Raw genomic sequence first — 18708 nt, 5'->3', positions numbered from 1 at the left:
AGCTCAGTCGGTGGAATTGGCGAACGCGGTCGGGGATCCGACGCCGCTTCGCAGACTGCCGTCGAGGTAGGCGGCGCGGCACGCGCGGTGCCCGATCTTGCCGCTGGAGGTCCGCGGGATCGTGCCCGACTGCACCAGCAGCAGGTCGCGGACCGTGACGCCGTGGCGCACGGCGATCGCCGCCCGGATGTCGTCGGCGATGGGCTGGTAGTCCAGCTTGTGCGAGCCCGCGGCCCGCTCGGCGACGATCACCAGCTGCTCGGAGCTGTCATCCGGGTCGTACTTGAGGCCGGTGTGCGGGTTGTCGAACACTTCCTTCGGCAGCTGGTTCGCCGGCACCGAGAAGGCGGCGACGTAGCCGGTGCGCAGCGCCTTGCTGGCTTCCTGCGCCGAGTACTCGAGGTCCTGCGGGTAGTGGTTGCGGCCGTCGATGATGACCAGGTCCTTGATGCGACCCGCGATATAGAGGTGGCCCTTGTAATAGGTGCCGTAGTCGCCGGTCTTGACCCACATGCCGTCGTCGGGGGCGCCCTCGGCGTGCGACTGGCTGATCCGCGACTTGAGGATGTTGCGGAAGATGTCGTTGGTCTCCTGCTCGCGGCCCCAGTAGCCGGTGCCCAGGTTGTTGCCGTGCAGCCAGATCTCGCCGATCTGACCGTCCGGCAGCTCGCTCGCCGTCTCGGGGTCGACGATGACGGCCCACTCGTCAACACCGATGGTGCCGGCCGAGACCTGCGGAACGGCCTTCGGCGAATCGGCGGGCACCTCGACGAAGCGCTGCTTGTTCAGCTCGTCACGGTCGACGTGGATGACCGTGGGCGCCTGGTCCATCGGCGTGGTGGAGACGAACAGCGTCGCCTCGGCCAGGCCGTAGGACGGCTTGATCGCGGTCTCCCGCAGACCGTAGGGGGAGAACGCCTCGTAGAACTTGCGCATCGACGCCGGGGACACCGGTTCGCTGCCGTTGAGGATCGCCTTGACGTTGCTCAGGTCCAGCGGCGGCTCACCCTCCTTGGGCACCCCGCGCACCGCCGCGTGCTCGAAGGCGAAGTTCGGGGCGACGGTGAAGACCTCGCTGTCGGGAGCGTCCTCGGGCTTGCGCGCCATCTCGCGGATCCACCGGCCCGGCCGGCGCACGAAGGCGGCCGGCGTCATGAAGGTGAAGTTGTGGCCGAGCACCGGCGACAGCAGCGCCGTGATCAGCCCCATGTCGTGGAAGAACGGCAACCAACTCAGCCCGCGGTCGCCCTCCTTGCCCTCCAGGCCGTTGAGCACCTGCAGCACGTTGGTGGGCAGGTTGAGGTGGGTGATCTGCACGCCCGTCGGGGTCCGGGTGGAGCCGGACGTGTACTGCAGGTAGGCGATGGTGTTCTCGTCGGCCTCGGGCGGCTCCCACGTGGACGCGACCTCGTTGGGGACCGCGTCGACGGCGATGACGCGGGGCCGCTCCTTGGCCGAACGGGCGCGGATGAACTTGCGGACGCCTTCGGCGGCGTCGGTGGTGGTCAGGATCGTCGAGGGGGAGCAGTCGTCGAGGACGGCGTGCAGCCGGCCGACGTGACCCGGCTCGGCGGGGTCGAACAGCGGCACCGCGATCCGGCCGGCGTACAGCGCGCCGAAGAACGCGATGAGGTAATCCAGGTTCTGCGGGCACAGCACGGCGATGCGGTCGCCCGGCTGGGTGACCTGCTGCAGGCGGGCGCCCACGGCCCGGTTGCGGGCGCTGAAGTCACGCCACACGATGTCGCGGTACTCGCCGTCGCGTTCGGTGGAGAAGTCGACAAATCGGTAGGCGAGCTTGTCGCCACGCACCCGCGCCCACTTCTCAACGTGCTTGACCAAGTTCGTGTTGTCGGGGAACTTGATCTTTCCATTCACGATGAACGGGTTGTGGTACGCCATGCCGCTCTCCTGTCACACCTGTATCTAGGTCGGCTCCGCCGACGTTGTTATCTCGGTCGGCTCCGCCGACGTTTCGGTCCTAGCTCTGGCCGGCTACCGCCGACCGTTACATGTCTACGCGCGGGCCAGAACGGCGGTCACGTGCCAGTCCCAGCCGGCATCGACCCCGACCCGGGTCCGCGACAAAGTCTGGTAGCTCTTAAATTCCTCTTAATGTTACGGGCCTGCCCACGGCAGACCAAATCACAAGGTACCGCTGATAGCCACCGGCAACCGCTACCTAAAGCCTGTGTCCCACCGCCCCGGTCATCCGTGTTTCGGTTGTGGCGCATTTGCAATCAGCCCGTGAGCCCAGTTCAACGTCCAGTCGGTCGCCGGGGCCCCGTCGACGCTCCAGCACTGGGTCGTCGCGTACAACGCGTGGACCGGTTGGGCGGCGCCGCCGGCCAACGTGTTCAGCGTGCTCGGCAGGTTGGCGATGCTGAAGGCCTCTTCCGGTGCGGCGCAGATGAGGTCGCCCGGGGCGCAGATCTCGTTGGTCCTGCCGTTGAGGTCACCGAAGCCACCCGGGCGGGCGCCGGTCATGGTGAGACCCAGCCCGGACAAGATCGGCACCTCGTGCAGCGTGACCTCGGCGCCCTGGCCCGGCGGGTTGGGCCCGATGTCGTTACCCACCCCGAGCTGACGACGCCCGTCGGCGATCAACGTCACACCCAGCACCAGGTCTTCGTCGACGGGCCCGCGGCCGTTGCCGATATCGCTGGCGATGTCGCCCATGATCACCGCGCCCTGCGAAAAGCCCATCAGCACATAGCTGGTCAGCGGGCACCTGGTGTTCATGTCGGTCATCGCCGCCACGGTGGCGCGGGTGCCTTCGGCGCGGCTGGCGTTGTAGGACATCTGCGTGTCGCCGCTCAGCGGATTGTGGAACTGAGCGGTGTACGGGGTGGTGTACGCCTGCACCCGCGACGCGGGGAAGTCCTGGGTGAGGCTCGCGGTCACCTTGTGCAGCAACGCGTTCGGGAACTGCAGCGGGTTGGCGGGGTCATCCTGCGGGGCGGACTCCCACGTGCCGGGAACGTTGACCAGCAGCACGTCGGGACACGAGGCGTCCTGGGACGCGGGTCGCGGCTTGTGCGGGTGCGATGTCGTCGACGACGGCGGCAAGACCCCGGGCGGCACCGCGCTGGGCTGCGACTCGCGCCCGCGCAGCACGGTGACGACGGCCACGATGACCAACAGGACGACACCGGCGACCGAAAGGGCGGCAACCCAGGCGAGGGTGCGGCGACGCTTACGCCGGGCGCTGTTAGCCATGTTCTCCTGCCAGCAGAGTCGGTGGATTCGCAGCTCGGATCCGGGCAAGCGGCCCTCGCGACCCCTGCTGCACTCCTACACGGTACCGGCTCTGCGGCTAGGCGAATCCGGGCCGCGACCCGCCGCGGCTGCTAGCGGATGGCGCCGACGATGTCGCCCGACATGGCCCCCAGTTGCCCCGACCACGAGCCCCAGCCGTTGTCGCCGCCGCCCGGGAAGTCGAAGTGGCCGTTGTGCCCGCCGTTGCTGCGGTACTGCTGGTAGAACTCCCGGGAACTGCCCATCGCCGCGGACGCCTGGCCGATCATGGCCGCGTCGTCGCCGCCCATATTGGTCGGGCTGTAGACCCAGACCCGCGTGTTGTTCTGCGCCAGCAGCGCCGAGTGCACGTACGGGTCGTGCCACTTCCACCGGCCCAGCTGCGGCGCACCCCACATGCCGTTGCCGTCCACGCCGCCGAACTGCTGCAGCCCGGCCAGGATCGCGCCGTTGTAGTTGGTGCTCGACGGGTACAGGAAGCCCGACAGCGAGCCGGCGAAGCCGAAGCGGTCGGGGTGGAAGGCGGCCAGCGCCATCGCGCCGTAGCCGCCCTGGGAGGCGCCGACGGCGGCGTGGCCACCGGGCGCGAGGCCCTTGTTGGCGGCCAGCCAATCGGGCAGCTCGCTGGACAGGAACGTGTCCCACTGCTTGCTGCCGTCCTGCTCCCAGTTGGTGTACATGCTCCACGCGCCGCCGGCCGGGGCCACCACCGAGATGCCCTTGCCGCTCAGCGTGTTCATCGCGTTGCCGGCGGTGACCCAGTTGCTCACGTCGGGCGCCGCGTTGAAGGCGTCCAACAGGTACACCGCGTGCGGGCCGCCGGCGAGGAAGGCCACCGGGATGTCCCGGCCCATGGCCGCCGACGGAACCATCAGGCTTTCGTAGCCCGCGGCCCTGGCCTTGCCGACGGCCCCGACCGCCGGTGAGACAAAGGCCAGCCCGACCGCTAGCGCGGCCAGGCAGAACGCCCGAAGAAGCGCTGGCACACCCCGCACGACCGTCATGTCCACCCTCCATCGTCTAGTCGCTGAATGCACATTAGCCAGCGGGCCGGCCCCCGCGCTCGCCGGGTAGTGAAACACGTCACACGTGCCGCGAACGACTAACGGCGGAAACCCCGAAGGGTTCCCGCCGCGAGTCGTGGTGCTTGGCGTGTTTTAGGTGCCCTGGCCGGTTCCGTTACCGGCAGCCGAGGCCGTGGCCGGGCCCGCGCCCGGGGTGGCGCCCAGAACCGACTGCATGTCAGGCTTCATCGCCTGCAGCTGCGCGCCCCAGTAGGGCCAGTCGTGGGTGCCGTTGGCGTCGAAGTTCCAGAACGCGTTGTGGCCACCGGCGGCGTTGTAGGCGTCTTGGAACTTCAGGTTGCTGGTCCGCACGAAGCCCTCGAGGAACTTCGCGGGCAGGTTGTCGCCACCGAGGTCGGACGGCTTGCCGTTACCGCAGTACACCCAGATGCGGGTGTTGTTGGCGACGAGCTTGCCCACCTGAAGCGACGGGTCGTTGCGCGCCCAGGCCGGGTCTTCCTTCGGGCCCCACATGTCGGCGGCCTTGTAGCCACCGGCGTCACCCATGGCCAGACCGATCAGCGACGGGCCCATGCCCTGAGACGGGTCCAGCAGCGCCGACAGCGATCCGGCGTAGACGAACTGCTCGGGGTGGTAGGCGGCCAGGATCAGCGCCGACGATCCGGCCATCGACAGGCCGACGACGGCGCTGCCGGTCGGCTTGACCTGCCTCTGGCTCTGCAGGTACGCGGGGAGCTCGCTGGTCAGGAAGGTCTCCCACTTGTAGGTGGTGCAGCCGGCCTTGCCGCAGGCGGGCTTGTACCAGTCGGAGTAGAAGCTGGACTGGCCACCCACCGGCATGGCGACCGAGATGCCCGACTGGTTGTACCACTCGAACGCCGGGGTATTGATGTCCCAGCCGTTGAAGTCGTCCTGCGCACGCATGCCGTCGAGCAGGTACAGAGCCGGCGAGTTCGCGCCGCCGCTTTGGAACTGAACCTTGATGTCGCGGCCCATCCCGGCGGACGGAACCTGCAGGTACTCCACCGGCAGACCCGGGCGCGAGAAGGCACCGGCGGTCGCCGAGCCCCCGACGGCGCCAATCAGGCCCGTCAGCAGCGCCGCACTGGCGGCCCCCACCACGAGCCGGCGCGGCATACTCGCCACGGCGCCGCGCAATCTGTCGACAAGCGTCATCCTTGCTTCCTCATCCTTCTTGCGGCCTCCCGGCGCATTCGTCCGTTTGGGCGCTTTCCTGATTGGGTCGAACTGCCTGCGCGTACCCACTTGCACGGCTCCTCGTCGAACCGGTCGGCCCGCATCGTCACCGCGCGAAGCGCAGGAGTGCCCGTGTAGTCAACCACACCTTGCCCCATTCGTTCGCATCGAGGCGGGCCCCCGAACCGGCGAGCGGCCCACCTACCCAGCGGTTTTCATGTCAAACACGTGTAGAAAAGGCGAGTATTGCGCATGTGCTTGACCGCCATTGCCAGCTGGTGAGAGGCCAAATGTGATGTTGCTGCCATTTTTTCGTGACGGGCCGGCCGTAATCGTGGTGAAATCTGCCGAAATTTCTTCTGCGCAGCGCTTACTCGCGAGGCGGCGGGGGCGATTGTTCGGGTATCGGAAGCCCGCACCGCGCCAGCTCGTAGAGCGGGACCCGGTCGATGCGGTACTTGGTGAACTGGAAGGAGTGCAGCACGTTGGACAGGAACCGATGCGGGTTCATCGGCGCGCGCACCGAGCCGAGCACCGCCTGGGTGTCGGGGCATTTCAGCGCCGCGACCGCGTCGGCGACCCACTGCGCGTCCAGGTAGCCCGGGATTCCCGGGTACACCTTCACCCAGGGGCCGTCGGCGATCACCCAGTCCGGGAAGAGGTTCTTGTCATGCCCGATGCGGCCGTGCTTGAGCCGCTCGGTGTGTTGCGCCAGTGGATTCGCCAGCCCGATCTGGTCGATGACCCGGACGTCGAGCCCGACGTTCATGCCGACCATGCCGAGGTTGGTGAAAAACACCGCGTGCTGCGGCTTTTGCGGTTTGTCGCCCGGCGCGGGCTGGGCCTGCGGCACCAGGTCCCATTGGATGTAGTTGCCCGACGGCAGCAGCAGCGCGCCGTCGGGGGTGTCGTTCAGGGCCGTCAGGATGGCGGCCATCCGCGGGTAGCCCAGGTAGTCCGCGGCGGTCAGCGGATGTGCGTGACCGGTGGCCTGGGCGTAGAAGCGCCGTTCGTCGACGATGCCGGAGTACGTGACGTGGGTGGCGTCGTCGCCCATGCCGGGTGAATTCGCGGCCCACAGCGACCAGCCGGCCACCCCCAGCCACAGCGCGGCGGCCGCGCCGGCCACCCAGTTACCGGTCTCGCGCGAATAGTCCTGGCCGTCGGGGATGGCGACCGGGACGACGGCCACGGGGGCCAGCAGGCAGAACACGGGCGCCAGCAGCACCCGCGCGTGCATGAAGTCGCCGCCCTGCCGAATCCAGTACAGGGCCTGCAGCAGGCCGCTGATCAGGACCCACGCGACCACCGCCGGCGGGCTGTGCACGGCCCGGGCCACCCGCCCGTAGTCGGGCGCCAGCGCGGGCCGCAGGAACGAGGGCCGGCGCCGGGCTGCGAACAGCAGCACGCCCAGCGGCACGAGCAGGACCACGGGTATCCACACCGCGTACGGGGCGTCGAAGTTCGAGAGGTAGATCATGCCCTGGGACCACTTGTCCCCGGCCGCATCCTTGGCCAGGGCGGTGCCCGGCACCAGCAGGCCGTAGTAGCCCATCCGGAAGATCTCGTAGCCGACCGGCAGGAGACCGCCGGCCGCCACGATCAGCGCGCGGCGCCGCCAGGTCCGGGCGGCGATCATCATCATGATCAGCGCCAGCCCACCCATGAGCGCCAGCTCGGGCCGGACCAGGACGCTGAACCCGGCGACGAACGCCAGCGCGCCGACGAACACGTTCTTGTCCGGGCGGTTGCGAACGGGCTGCGCCCAGCAGACCATCATCCACCACAGCAGCCCGAGGTAGGCCAGCGCCAAACCGCTTTCCAGGCCCGAGGTGGCGAAGTCGCGCGCCGGCGGCAGCGCGATGTACACCAGTGCGCCGGCGGGCAACATGATCGCTTTGCGCCCGCGCAGGCTGGGCGCGTACAGCCGCGCGGCGCCCAGCATCAGCAGCGCCACACCGAGCACCGAAAGCACCAGCGCCAGAGCCAAAGCCACGTACTCCATGCGCAGCGGGCCGCCGACCCAGCTGCCGGCGTACATCAGGTACGTCCAGGCGGTGGAGGTGTTGGCCTCCACCCGCTCGCCCTGGTTGAAGACCGGCCCGTTGCCGGCGAGCAGGTTGCGCACGGTGCGCAACACGATGAGCCCGTCGTCGGCGATCCACCGCCGCTGCCAGGCGCCCCAACCGAACAGGACGGCGACGACCGCGACGCCGATCCACAGGCTGGTCCGCACCATGGTCGTGTATGGGAACACCGGCCAGCCGGGCCGCCTGATCACCGGCCGGCTGCGCATCATGCGCGCCTTGAGCGCCTGCAGCTCGGGGCTAACCGAAGGCAACGGCGGCTCCAATGGTCGCGATCCACGCCACCGCCAGCAGCTGCAACACCCGGTCCCGCAACGCGATGTCTTCGGGCTCCCCGGCCAGACCGCCGTCCACGTCGACCGCGTAGCGCAGGATCGCGATGGTGAACGGGACCATGGAGACCGCGAACCAGGACCCCGAATGGTGGTCGCGCTCGAACGCCCACAAGCCGTAACAGACCACCACCGCGGTGGCGGACATGGTCCAGACGAACCTCAGGTACGTGCTGGTGTAGCTCTCCAGCGACTTGCGGATCTTGGCGCCGGTGCGTTCGGCCAATTGCAGTTCGGCGTAACGCTTGCCGGCCACCATGAACAGCGACGCGAACGCCGCCGAGAGCAAAAACCATTGTGACAGCGGGATTTCGGTGGCCACGCCGCCGGCGATGGCGCGCAGCAGGTACGCCGATGACACGATGCAGATGTCAAGCACCGCTTGGTGTTTGAGTCCGAAGCAGTACGCCAGCTGCATGCCGAGGTAGACGGCCATCACCAAGGCCAGGTTCGGCGTCACCATCCAGGCGATGCCCAGCGAGGCCGCACCCAGCAGCACCGCCAGGGCGTAGGCCAGCCACTCGGGCACCACCCCCGCCGCGATCGGGCGGAACCTCTTGGTGGGGTGTTCGCGGTCGGCCTCGACGTCGCGCACGTCGTTGACCAGATAGATCGACGACGCCGCCAGGCTGAACACCACGAACGCCAACCCGACCTGAGTGAGCATCTGCCCGTAGTCGTATCGAATCCCGCTGCCCAGCCCGGCCACCGGCGCGGCCAGCACCAAGACGTTCTTCACCCACTGGCGCGGGCGGAGCGCCTTGATCACCCCGGCGACCAGGTTGCTGGGCGGCCCGGCCACCACTTCCTCGGTTTCCTCGGTCATGCGTTACCTCTTACAACCTCTTGCACCTGTCCGGCGCGGCGCGCGATCGCCGCGATGACGGCACCCAGGGCGATGCCGCAGGCCACGTCGCTGGGGTAGTGCACGCCCAGCAACATTCGCGACAACGCCATCGGCGGCACCAGGACCGCGGGTAGCGGCAGGCCGGTGGTCCGGCCCATCAGGATGGCGGCGGCGGTGGTGGAAGTGGCATGCGCGGAGGGAAAACTCAACTGGCTGGGCGTGCCGACGTTCACCACGACGGCGGGATCGTGCGGCCGCTTGCGCCACACGATCCGCTTGACGACCACGGCGGCGGCGTGGGCGACGAAGGCGCCGGCCCCGGCGATCAGCCAGTCCCCGCGCCGCTTCGGCGACAGGACCGCGCCGAGCAGGGCGACGGCCACCCACCCGACGCTGTGCTCGCCGAAGTGGGACAGCGCGCGCGCCACCGATAGCACCCCGGGCCGACCGCCCAGCGCCGCCTGGACGGCGACCAGCGCGGCCACCTCACCGCGCGGGGCCTGCGCAGCAGAGGCCTCAGGCATGTTCCGCAGCTGGCAGCAACGCCGTCTCCCACTTCTGCTTGCTGGACAACACCGGCAGTGCGTCGCGATAGACCCTGCGCATCTCGTCGAACCGGCTGAGCAGCTGACGCTGCCGGCGCAACGATTTGAACAACAGCGAGAACATCTTTCGGCGGTCCCGCTGTCGGTAGACCACGCCGCATCCGTCGGCCGTCGTGACCGTCACGCCGTCGACGGTGCACAAGCGGAACCAGCGCGCGTCCTGGGTCGGCACGTTGTACTCCGGGGTCCGGTGCGCCTCGGTGTCGGCCTTGGTCGCGTTGTGCAGGATCCCGCGGGCCAGCCGGTAACCGATCGACACCGGGTTGACCGGCGGGTTCATCACCCTGCTCTGGTAGCGCGGTTGCGGTAGCTCGCTGGCCGCCGGCAGCACCACCGCGTCCGGGTATTCCTTGCGCAGGCGATGCACCTCCGGCAGCGCGGATTCCAGGATCGAGAAGATGTGCTCGGGCCCGGCGAGGAAGTCGTCGATGGCCCTGTTCTGGATCGCCACCGTCGAATACTCAAGGCAGGCAAGGTGTTTCAGCGTCGCCTTGAGGTGGCTGCGGACCAGCCCGGTGATGTCACCGTCCCAGTGCAGCGCCGCGACCACCAGCCGGTTGCGCAGGTGGAAGTAGGCCTGCCAGTCGATGGCGTCGTCCTTGTCGCTCCAGGCCATGTGCCAGATGGCGGCGCCGGGCAGGGTGACGGTCGGATAGCCGTGCTCGCCGGCGCGCAGGCCGTATTCGGCGTCGTCCCATTTGATGAACAGCGGCAGCGGCTGGCCCAGTTCCTCGGCGACCTGCCGGGGGATCATGCACGTCCACCAGCCGTTGAAGTCGACGTCGATGCGCCGGTGCAGCAGTGCGCTGCGAGGGTTCTTGTCGTTCAACGGAAATTGCGCGAAGTCGTGGTCGTATTCGGCGTGCGGCGCGGCGGTCCACATGAAGTTCGACTGGTCGACGACCTCGCCCATGATGTGCAGGTGGGACGGCTCCTGCAGGTTCAGCATCTGGCCGCCGATGAGCATCGGTGTCTTGGCGAAGCGGTGCAGAGCCAGCACCCGCAGGATCGTGTCCGGCTCGATGCGGATGTCGTCGTCCATGAACAGGATCTGTTGGCAGTCGGTGTTTTTCAGCGCCTCGTACATCACCCGGCTGTAGCCGCCGGAGCCGCCGAGGTTGGGCTGGTCGTGGATGGACAACCGATCGCCCAGGCCGGCGGCCGCCGCCGGGAAGTCCGGGTGTTCGCGCACCTTGCGGGTGCCCTGGTCCGGAACGATCACCGCGCCGATCACCTTGTCCACCAACGGGTCTGCGGTGAGGTCGGCCAGCGCGTTGACGCAGTCGGCGGGGCGGTTGAAGGTGGGGATGCCGACGGCGATGTTGGCCGTGCCCGGGGCCGGCTCGGTCGCATACCAGCCGCCGCTGATCAGGTTGACCTCGGTGTCGGTGGTGATGTCGAACCAGATCCAGCCGCCGTCCTCGAACGGCCGCAGGGCCACCTCGATCTCGACGACGGCCGGCTGCTCGTCGGTGCCGACGAATTGGCGGCCCTCCACCGAGATTCGCACCCCGGTGGCCTTGGTCCGGTAGACGTCGACGCGTCCGGTCCCGGTCAGCTCGACGCGCAACACGACCGAACTGCAGATCGACCAGCGCCGCCAGTAGCTCGCGGGGAACGCGTTGAAGTAGGTGGCGAACGACACCTCGGACTCTTTGCCGATCTCCAGCGAGGTGCGGCTGGTGGCATGCGCACGCCGGGCGTTGGTCGTCGACTCCTCCAGGTACAGCTTGCGCACGTCGAGCGGCTCGCCGGGACGCGGCAGGATGATTCGGGACAACAGGCTTACGGCAGTCATCAGGCGCCACTCCTCCTCATCGCTTCGCTCTGCATCGTCGTAGCACGCATCAGGCGCCACTCCTCCTCATCGCTTCGCTCTGCGTCGTCGTGGCACGCATCAGTCGCTCTCCCCCACTAGAGCTTTGCCGTCGCGCAGGTGCGGCGCGAGGACGTTGTCGTACATGTTCAGTGCGCTGGCGATGGCCATGTGCATGTCCAGATACTGGTAGGTGCCCAACCGCCCGCCGAAAAGCACCTTCGCCGAAGCGGTTTCGGACTTCGCCCTGGCCCGGTAGGCGGCCAGCACGGCGCGGTCGGCCTCGGTGTTGATCGGGTAGTAGGGCTCGTCGTCGTCCTCGGCGAACCGCGAATATTCGCGCATGATCACGGTCTTGTCGGCCGGATAGTCGCGCTCGGTGTGGAAGTGCCGGAACTCGTGGATGCGGGTGTAGGGCACGTCGGCGTCGTTGTAGTTCATCACCGGTGTGCCCTGGAAATCCCCGATCGGAAGCACTTCCAGCTCGAAGTCCAGCGTGCGCCAGCCCAGCCGGCCCTCGGCGTAGTCGAAGTAGCGGTCCAGCGGGCCGGTGTAGACGACCGGCGCGTCGGGGCTGTCCGCGCGCAGTTGGTCGCGCACGTCGAACCAGTCGGTGTCCAGCCGGACCTCGATGCGGTCGTCGGCGGCCATGTTCTGCAGCCACGCCGTGTACCCGTCGACCGGCAGGCCCTCGTAGGTGTCGGAAAAGTAGCGGTTGTCGAACGTGTAGCGCACCGGCAGCCGGGTGATGTTCGACGCCGGCAGCTCCTTGGGGTCGGTCTGCCACTGCTTGGCGGTGTAGTTCTTGAGGAAGGCCTCATAGAGCGGCCGGCCGACCAGGGAGATGGCCTTCTCCTCGAAGTTCTGCGCGTCCTCGGTTTTGATCTCGGCGGCCTGCTCGGCGATGAGCTTGCGCGCCTCGTCGGGGGTGAAGTACTTGCCGAAGAACTGCGACACCAGGCCCAGCCCCATCGGGAACTGGTAGGCCTGCCCGTTGTGCATGGCGAAGACCCGGTGCCGGTAGTCGGTGAACTCGGTGAACTGCCGCACGTAGTCCCAGACCCTCTTGTTAGAGGTGTGGAACAGGTGGGCGCCGTACTTGTGCACCTCGATGCCGGTGTGCGGCTCGGCTTCCGAATAGGCGTTGCCACCGATGTGCGGACGGCGGTCCACCACGAGTACACGCTTCTGAAGCTGGGTAGCCACGCGCTCGGCAATGGTCAGTCCGAAGAATCCAGAGCCGACGACGAAAAGATCGAAACGAGCTGTCATCGGTTGCTTAGGGTATCCGACCGCGGGGCCCTAACCCATTTGGCGAGGCCACGGAGAGGGCCGGCCGTTTGACGGGCGCCGCCGCGGGGGCCTTCGCGGCGGCCGGTGGGAGGTCCCGGGCTCGCGATCACAGTCCTGGTCGCAATTGCCTCACGATTCAATATCACCACTCTAGTAACAGGGTCCCCACTCGTACCATCGACTGTGTGTGATTCCAGCCAGATAGGACCGGCGGGACCGCCAACACAACACATAGTCAGATAGAGGAGACTTCCGTGCCGAACCGACGCCGACGCAAGCTCTCGACAGCCATGAGCGCGGTTGCCGCCCTGGCAGTGGCGAGTCCGTGCGCATACTTCCTTGTTTACGAATCGACGGCCGACCACAAGGCGCCCGAGCATCACGAGTTCAAGCAGGCCGCGGTGATGAGCGACCTGCCCGGCGAGCTGATGGGCGCGCTGTCCCAGGGGCTGTCGCAATTCGGGATCAACATGCCTCCGGTTCCCGCCCTGAGCGGGGGCGCGACCACACCCGGTCTCGCCAGTCCCGGCCTGGGCACTCCGGGCCTCGGGACCCCCGGGCTGGGGACGCCGGGCCTGACCAATCCCGGCCTGACGAGCCCCGGTTTGACCAGCCCCGGCCTGACGAGCCCCGGTTTGACCAGCCCCGGGCTGGCGAGCCCGGGCCTCACGAACCCCGGCGCGGCTCCTACGACGCCCGGGCTCACCGCGCCCGGTGCGCTGCCGGCCACCCCGGGCGCGGGGATCGCGACCCCGGGCGCCGGGCTCAACCCCGCGCTGTCCAACCCCGGGCTGACCAGCCCGGCCGGGGTGGCGCCGGGGCTCGGCAGCCCGACCCTGTCGCCGAGCGAGGTACCCATCGACTCCGGGGCCGGCCTGGACCCGGGCGTCGGCGGCACCTACCCGATCCTCGGCGACCCGTCGACGTTCGGTAACGCTTCGCCCATCGGTGGCGGCACCGGCCTGGGCGGTGGCTCCGGATCCGGCGCCAGCGGCGGCCTGGTCAACGACGTCATGCAGGCGGCCAACCAGTTGGGCGCCGGTCAGGCGATCGACCTGCTCAAGGGCTTGGTGATGCCGGCCATCACGCAGGGCATGCAGGGCGGCGGGGCCGCGGGCGCCCTCCCGGGTGCCGCCGCGGGCGCTCTGCCGGGCGCCGCGGGTGCCTTGCCGGGCGCCGCGGGCGCCCTGCCCGGTGCCGCGGCGGGAGCACTCCCGGCCGCCGCGGGTGCCGCCGGTGCGCTTCCGGCGGCCGCGGGCGCGGTGCCGGCACTGCCCCCGGTCTGACCTTTACCCGAACCCTCCACCAGACGGCACCGCAGAATCATCTGCGGTGCCGTCGATTTTGGTCGAGATTCGGCCACGCCCAACCTCGTGTCGTCTCATAGATAACATTAGAAACACACGTAACATCGGCTGGTGTCTCGCAGTCGCGCGCCGACGATGATGCTCACCGCCATCGCGGCGACCGTCGTCATCGTCTCGTGGGTGGGGGACGCGACGCGCGGTCGCGTTGCCGCCGGCCCAGCGCCGGCGCGCGGCACCCAACTCGTCGAGCAACCGCTCATCGGACTGGGCGCCGGAGTCACGGTTCGCGAAATCGGTCAGGACACTCCGTTCTCGTTGGTGGCGCTGACCGGCGACCTGGCCGGCACGTCGACCCGGGTGCGCGCCAGACACCCCGACGGCTCGTGGGGCCCCTGGTATCAGACGGAGTACGAAACCGCGGCGCCCGACCCCGCGGGGGCCGCCCATCCGGCCGGCGTTGCGGAGGGGCCGCGCGGCACGGACCCGGTCTTCGTCGGCACCACGACCACCGTCCAGATCGCGGTGACCCGGCCGCTCGACGCGAAGGCGACCCAGCCGCCCCCGGCGTCCCCGACTGAAGCGAAGGATCTGGGGTACAAACCGGCGTCGAGGGAACAGCCCTTCGGGCAGAACATCTCCGCCGTCCTCATCTCCCCGCCCCAAGCGCCGACCCAAACCCAGTGGACACCTCCGTCCGGGGTGGTGATGCCCGGGCAGGCGCCCCCCATCATCAGCCGCGCGGAATGGGGTGCCGACGAATCGCTGCGATGCGGTAGCCCGCAGTACGACAACGGGATTCGCGCCGCGGTCATCCACCACACCGCGGGCAGTAACGACTATTCGCCGCTGGAATCGGCCGGGATCGTCAAGGCCATTTACACCTACCACAGCAAGACGCTGGGCTGGTGCGACATCGCCTACAACGCGCTGGTCGACAAGTACGGACAGGTGTTCGAGGGCAGCGCAGGCGGGCTCACCAAGGCGGTCGAGGCCTTCCACACCGGCGGGTTCAACCGCAACACCTGGGGCGTGTCGATGATCGGCAACTTCGACGACGTGCCCCCGACACCGATCCAACTGCGCACCGTCGGCCGCCTGCTCGGTTGGCGGCTGGGCATCGACGGCGTCGACCCCAAGGGCACGGTGCAACTGGAGTCGGCCGGCAGCCACTACACCACCTTCCCGGCGGGTTCGGTCGCGACGCTGCCGACCATCTTCACCCACCGTGACGTCGGCAACACCGACTGCCCGGGCAACGCCGCCTACGCGCTGATGGACGAGATACGGGACATCGCAGCGCATTTCAACGACCCACCGGAGGAACTTATCAAGGCGCTGCAGGGCGGCGCGATCTACGATCACTGGCAGGCGATCGGCGGGATGAACAGCGTGCTGGGTGCGCCGACCGCGCCCGAGGACAGCGCGGCCGGTGACGCCCGCTTTGTCACCTTCGCCCGGGGCGCCATGTATTGGTCACCCGAGACCGGCCCCCAGCCGGTCACCGGCGCCATCTACGACGCCTGGGGATCGCAGAGCTACGAGCGCGGCCCACTCGGGTTGCCGACCAGCGCGGAAATACAAGAGCCGCTGCAGATTACGCAGAACTTCCAGCACGGGACGCTGAACTTCGAGCGGCTGACCGGAAACGTCACCGAGGTGGTGGACGGCATCACGACGCCGCTGGCCACCCAATTGCCAAGCGGCCCAACGGTGCCCGCCGAACACTTCTCGCTACCGGCGCACCCCGGCGCCACCTGAGGCGCGTTAAAGCCACCAACGTTCCAGCACCCGCCCCACGCCGTCGTCGTTGTTGGCGGCGGTCACCTCGTCGGCGGCGGCCTGCACGTCGGGATGGGCGTTGCCCATCGCCACGCCATGGCCCGCCCAGCGCAGGATCGGCAGGTCGTTGGGCATGTCGCCGAACGCCACCACCTCCTCACGGGCGATCTGCAGCGGCCTGGCGATCTCGTCCACCCCGGTGGCCTTGCTGATCCCCAGCGGCACGATCTCGACCAGGCCGTTGTCGGTGGAGTAGGTGATGTCGCCCTCGATGCCGACGTGCTTGGCCAGCTCGGCGGCCATGTCGGAGCTACGGGCCCCGGCCCGGCGAATGAGCAGCTTGATCGCCGGGGCGCTGAGCAGGTCCTCGATCGACACCTCGGTGTTGTCGGGGTTGAGCCAGGCATGCTCGTAGCCCGGCGAGCTGATGAACTGCGGGGTCGCCGTGTCGTGGGCGCGTTCGCCGATCCGCTCGACGGCCAGACCCGCGCCGGGTATGACGCGAGTCGCCAGCTCCGCCAACTCGGCCAGGGTGTCGACGGACAGCGTGCGCGTCGACATCACCCGGTCGGTGGCGGAGTCATAGATCACGGCGCCGTTGGCGCACACCGCAATTGGGGCGAAGCCCAGCGCGTCGACGACGGGACGTATCCACCGGGGCGGGCGCCCGGTCGCCACGACGAACTGCGCACCGGAGTCCACCGCGGCGCGAATGGCGTCGCGGGTGCGCGGGGTGATCTTTTCGTCGTCGTCGAACAGGGTGCCGTCGACGTCGCAGGCGATGAGCGTCGGCTTCATCGTCCTCGGGCCCGACCGCTCAATGCAATCCGCTTTGCGTCTGCCCCGGGCGCGTGACGCCGTCGGTCCCGTACTTCTGCATCCGCTCCTGCAATTCCGACAACCGGATGGCCCGGGAATCCTCCTGGGTGGGCGCGCCGCCCCCCAATCGGCGCGGCACCCAGAATTCGTCCTTCGGGTGCGGGTATTCCTCCTGCACCCGATACAGCAGGGCATTCATCGCCTCACGCAACACCGCGTTGAGCTGATCGGGCGTGCCCCGCGGTGGCAGCGGGCGCCCGGCGACCACGGTGATCGGAACCTTGTTGCGCAGCACCTTTTTCGGATGGTCCTTGGGCCAGATCCGGTGGGCGCCCCACACGATCACCGGGACGATCGGCACCTGCGCTTCCAGCGCCATGCGCGCGGCCCCGGTCTTGAATTCCCGCAGCTCGAAACTGCGGCTGATGGTGGCCTCGGGGTGCGTCCCGATCAGCTCGCCCTCGCGCATGCGTTGCACCGCCGCGTCGAAGGCGTCGTGACCCGACCTGCGATCCACCGGGATCAGCCGGGCGTGCTTGATGACGTAGTTGACCGCCTTCACGTCGGCCATCTCGGCCTTGATCATGAAATACGCGCGCCGCCGGCGCTCCCGGACGGCCATCAGCGTGGGAAGCCAGTCCAAGTAACTGGTGTGGTTTTGGGCCAGCAGGGCGCCGCCGCGCTCGGGGATGTTCTCGAGGCCCTCATAGGTGAACTTGGTTCCCTGCACGGCGACCATCGGCGGGACGATCCACTCCGCCAGCCGGTAGAACCCCTCGGGCATGTTGTCTCCTTCGCCTACTGCGACGGGCGGTCGGCCCGGTTGGCCGCCTTCTTGGCCGATCGGGCCGCCGCCTCGTCGGCCTCGATGCGCGCGGCCTCCGCGCGGGTCGGGGCCGTCCCGCCCAGCCGGTGCGGCACCCAGTACGCCCCGGGCTCGTGCGGATAGTCCCGTTGCGCCTCGTGCAGCAACGTCGTCATCGAGTCGCGCAGGGCAGCGTCGGTCTGCGCAATGTCTTCGCGCACCTGCAACGGCGCGCCCACCTGCACGGTGACAGGAATTTTGGCCCGACCCAGTTTACGCGGGTGGTCCTTGGTCCAGATGCGCTGCGCCCCCCACACGATCACCGGGACGATCGGGACGTTCGCTTCCAGCGCCATCCGCGCGGCGCCCGTCTTGAACTCCTTGAGCTCGAAGCTGCGGCTGATCGTCGCTTCGGGGTACACGCCCACCAGCTCACCCTCACGCAGCCGCTGCACGGCCACCGCGTAGGCGCCCGCGCCGGCGCCCCGGTCCACCGGGATCGTGCGGGTGTGCTTGATCAGGAAGTTGACCACCCTGACCTGCTGCATCTCGGCCTTGATCATGAACCGCAAACGCCGCCCCCGGCGGTGCACGGCCAGGCCTGCGGGCAAAAAGTCGACGTAGCTGGTGTGGTTGATCGCCACCACGGCCCCACCCCGCTCAGGGATGTGCTGCTCGCCGCGGTAGGTGATTTTGGTGCCGGTGGCCGTCACCGCCAGTTGGGCCAGGAGCTCCAGCGCGCGGAAGGTCGGCTCCACCATCGATCACTGCTCCGGCGCCCCTGCGGGGCGCGCCCGGCGCGCCGCCCGCGCGGCCGCCTCCTCGGCTTCCAGCCGGGCCGCTTCCGCCAGCGACGGGGCGCCCCCGCCCAACCGGTGCGGCACCCAGAACTCCCCGGCGGGATGGGCGCCGTAGAGTTCCTGCGCGCGTTCGAGCAGGTGCTGCATCCGGGAATGCAGGAGGCCCTTCAATTCCTCGATGCCCAGCGTCGGCTCGATCGGCTCCCCGACCACCACGACGATCGGCACCTTCGGCCGCCAGAGCTTCTTCGGGTGGTCCTTGGTCCAGATGCGCTGGGCGCCCCAGACGATGTGCGGGACGATCGGCACCCCGGCCTCGACCGCCATGCGGGCCGCGCCCGATTTGAACTCCTTGATCTCGAAGCTGCGGCTGATGGTGGCCTCGGGGTAAACCCCGACCAGCTCACCGTCTTTCAGGTGCCGGACGGCGGCCTCGTAGGAGGCGGCGCCGTCCTGCCGATTCACCGAGATGTGGCGCAGGCTGCGCATGATGGGCCCGGTGACCTTGTGGTCGAAGACCTCCTGCTTGGCCATGAACCGCACCTTGCGGCCCAGGCCCTGCTTGTAGGCGGGCAACCCCGCGAACGTGAAGTCCAGGTAGCCGGTGTGGTTGATCGCGATGACCGCACCGCCGCTCGTCGGGAGGTTCTCCACACCCGTGACCGTGATCTTCAGCCCCTGCGCGCGCCACACCAAGCGGGCTAGTGCGATGACAGTCCCGTAAACCGGTTCCACAGC

General features: G+C 68.7%; 15 protein-coding genes. 2 read left to right on the top strand and 13 right to left on the bottom strand.

The annotated features are described in order from the left end of the window. Positions 1–3: 3 nt before the first annotated feature. The 9 genes from fadD32 to glf all read right to left on the bottom strand — a co-directional run bounded on the left by fadD32 (position 4) and on the right by glf (position 12439). Entirely contained in the window at positions 4–1902 is a 1899-nt protein-coding gene (fadD32, locus tag W7U_RS22555; RefSeq protein WP_008263031.1) for a long-chain-fatty-acid--AMP ligase FadD32, read from the bottom strand. Between the two features lie 306 nt (positions 1903–2208). Beyond that, positions 2209–3219, bottom strand: coding sequence for a cutinase family protein (locus tag W7U_RS22550; protein WP_008263025.1), 1011 nt, complete (start codon positions 3217–3219; stop codon positions 2209–2211). A 131-nt stretch (positions 3220–3350) separates the two neighbouring features. Further along, positions 3351–4253, bottom strand: a complete 903-nt coding sequence (locus W7U_RS22545) for an alpha/beta hydrolase family protein (RefSeq protein WP_008263024.1) — start codon at positions 4251–4253, stop codon at positions 3351–3353. Between the two features lie 162 nt (positions 4254–4415). After that, on the bottom strand, positions 4416–5459 hold the full coding sequence (ag85A, locus tag W7U_RS22540; RefSeq protein ID WP_008263023.1) for a diacylglycerol acyltransferase/mycolyltransferase Ag85A: 1044 nt from the start codon (positions 5457–5459) through the stop codon (positions 4416–4418). A gap of 391 nt (positions 5460–5850) precedes the next feature. After that, complete coding sequence (aftB, locus tag W7U_RS22535) at positions 5851–7821, bottom strand: terminal beta-(1->2)-arabinofuranosyltransferase (protein WP_269147568.1); 1971 nt, start codon at positions 7819–7821, stop codon at positions 5851–5853. Then, positions 7808–8725: a decaprenyl-phosphate phosphoribosyltransferase gene (locus W7U_RS22530; protein WP_008263021.1), complete on the bottom strand. Its 918-nt coding sequence runs from the start codon at positions 8723–8725 to the stop codon at positions 7808–7810. Before W7U_RS22530 ends, aftB begins: the two co-directional genes overlap by 14 nt. Further along, on the bottom strand, positions 8722–9270 hold the full coding sequence (locus tag W7U_RS22525; RefSeq protein ID WP_179300124.1) for a phosphatase PAP2 family protein: 549 nt from the start codon (positions 9268–9270) through the stop codon (positions 8722–8724). Before W7U_RS22525 ends, W7U_RS22530 begins: the two co-directional genes overlap by 4 nt. Then, positions 9263–11149, bottom strand: a complete 1887-nt coding sequence (locus W7U_RS22520) for a glycosyltransferase (RefSeq protein ID WP_008263006.1) — start codon at positions 11147–11149, stop codon at positions 9263–9265. The genes W7U_RS22525 and W7U_RS22520 overlap by 8 nt, the downstream gene beginning before the upstream one ends. A 99-nt stretch (positions 11150–11248) precedes the next feature. Further along, positions 11249–12439 carry a UDP-galactopyranose mutase gene (glf, locus tag W7U_RS22515; RefSeq protein WP_008263005.1) on the bottom strand — a complete coding sequence of 397 codons (1191 nt, stop codon included), beginning with the start codon at positions 12437–12439 and terminating at the stop codon, positions 11249–11251. Positions 12440–12714: 275 nt separating this feature from the next. Between glf and W7U_RS22510 the strand changes: the two genes are divergently transcribed. After that, the gene (locus W7U_RS22510) at positions 12715–13746 is read left to right on the top strand and encodes a PirG (protein ID WP_173662725.1); all 1032 of its coding nucleotides are present in this window, start codon (positions 12715–12717) and stop codon (positions 13744–13746) included. Between the two features lie 132 nt (positions 13747–13878). Continuing rightward, positions 13879–15525: an LGFP repeat-containing protein gene (locus tag W7U_RS22505; protein ID WP_179293376.1), complete on the top strand. Its 1647-nt coding sequence runs from the start codon at positions 13879–13881 to the stop codon at positions 15523–15525. A 6-nt stretch (positions 15526–15531) separates the two neighbouring features. On the opposite strand, the gene W7U_RS22500 is transcribed toward W7U_RS22505, so the two are convergent. The 4 genes from W7U_RS22500 to W7U_RS22485 are packed head-to-tail and all read right to left on the bottom strand — an operon-like array spanning position 15532 to position 18705. Further along, on the bottom strand, positions 15532–16344 hold the full coding sequence (locus W7U_RS22500) for a Cof-type HAD-IIB family hydrolase (RefSeq protein ID WP_008263000.1): 813 nt from the start codon (positions 16342–16344) through the stop codon (positions 15532–15534). A 19-nt stretch (positions 16345–16363) separates the two neighbouring features. After that, positions 16364–17149, bottom strand: a complete 786-nt coding sequence (locus W7U_RS22495; RefSeq protein WP_008262998.1) for a 1-acyl-sn-glycerol-3-phosphate acyltransferase — start codon at positions 17147–17149, stop codon at positions 16364–16366. Between the two features lie 14 nt (positions 17150–17163). Continuing rightward, positions 17164–17931, bottom strand: a complete 768-nt coding sequence (locus tag W7U_RS22490) for a 1-acyl-sn-glycerol-3-phosphate acyltransferase (protein WP_008262997.1) — start codon at positions 17929–17931, stop codon at positions 17164–17166. A 3-nt stretch (positions 17932–17934) separates the two neighbouring features. Further along, a complete protein-coding gene (locus W7U_RS22485) occupies positions 17935–18705 on the bottom strand; it encodes a 1-acyl-sn-glycerol-3-phosphate acyltransferase (RefSeq protein ID WP_008262996.1) in 771 nt (256 codons plus the stop codon). Between the last annotated feature and the right edge of the window lie 3 nt (positions 18706–18708).

Source organism: Mycobacterium sp. H4Y, assembly GCF_000364405.1.
Taxonomy (GTDB): Bacteria; Actinomycetota; Actinomycetes; order Mycobacteriales; family Mycobacteriaceae; genus Mycobacterium; species Mycobacterium intracellulare.
This window is presented reverse-complemented; position numbering and strand designations above follow the sequence as displayed.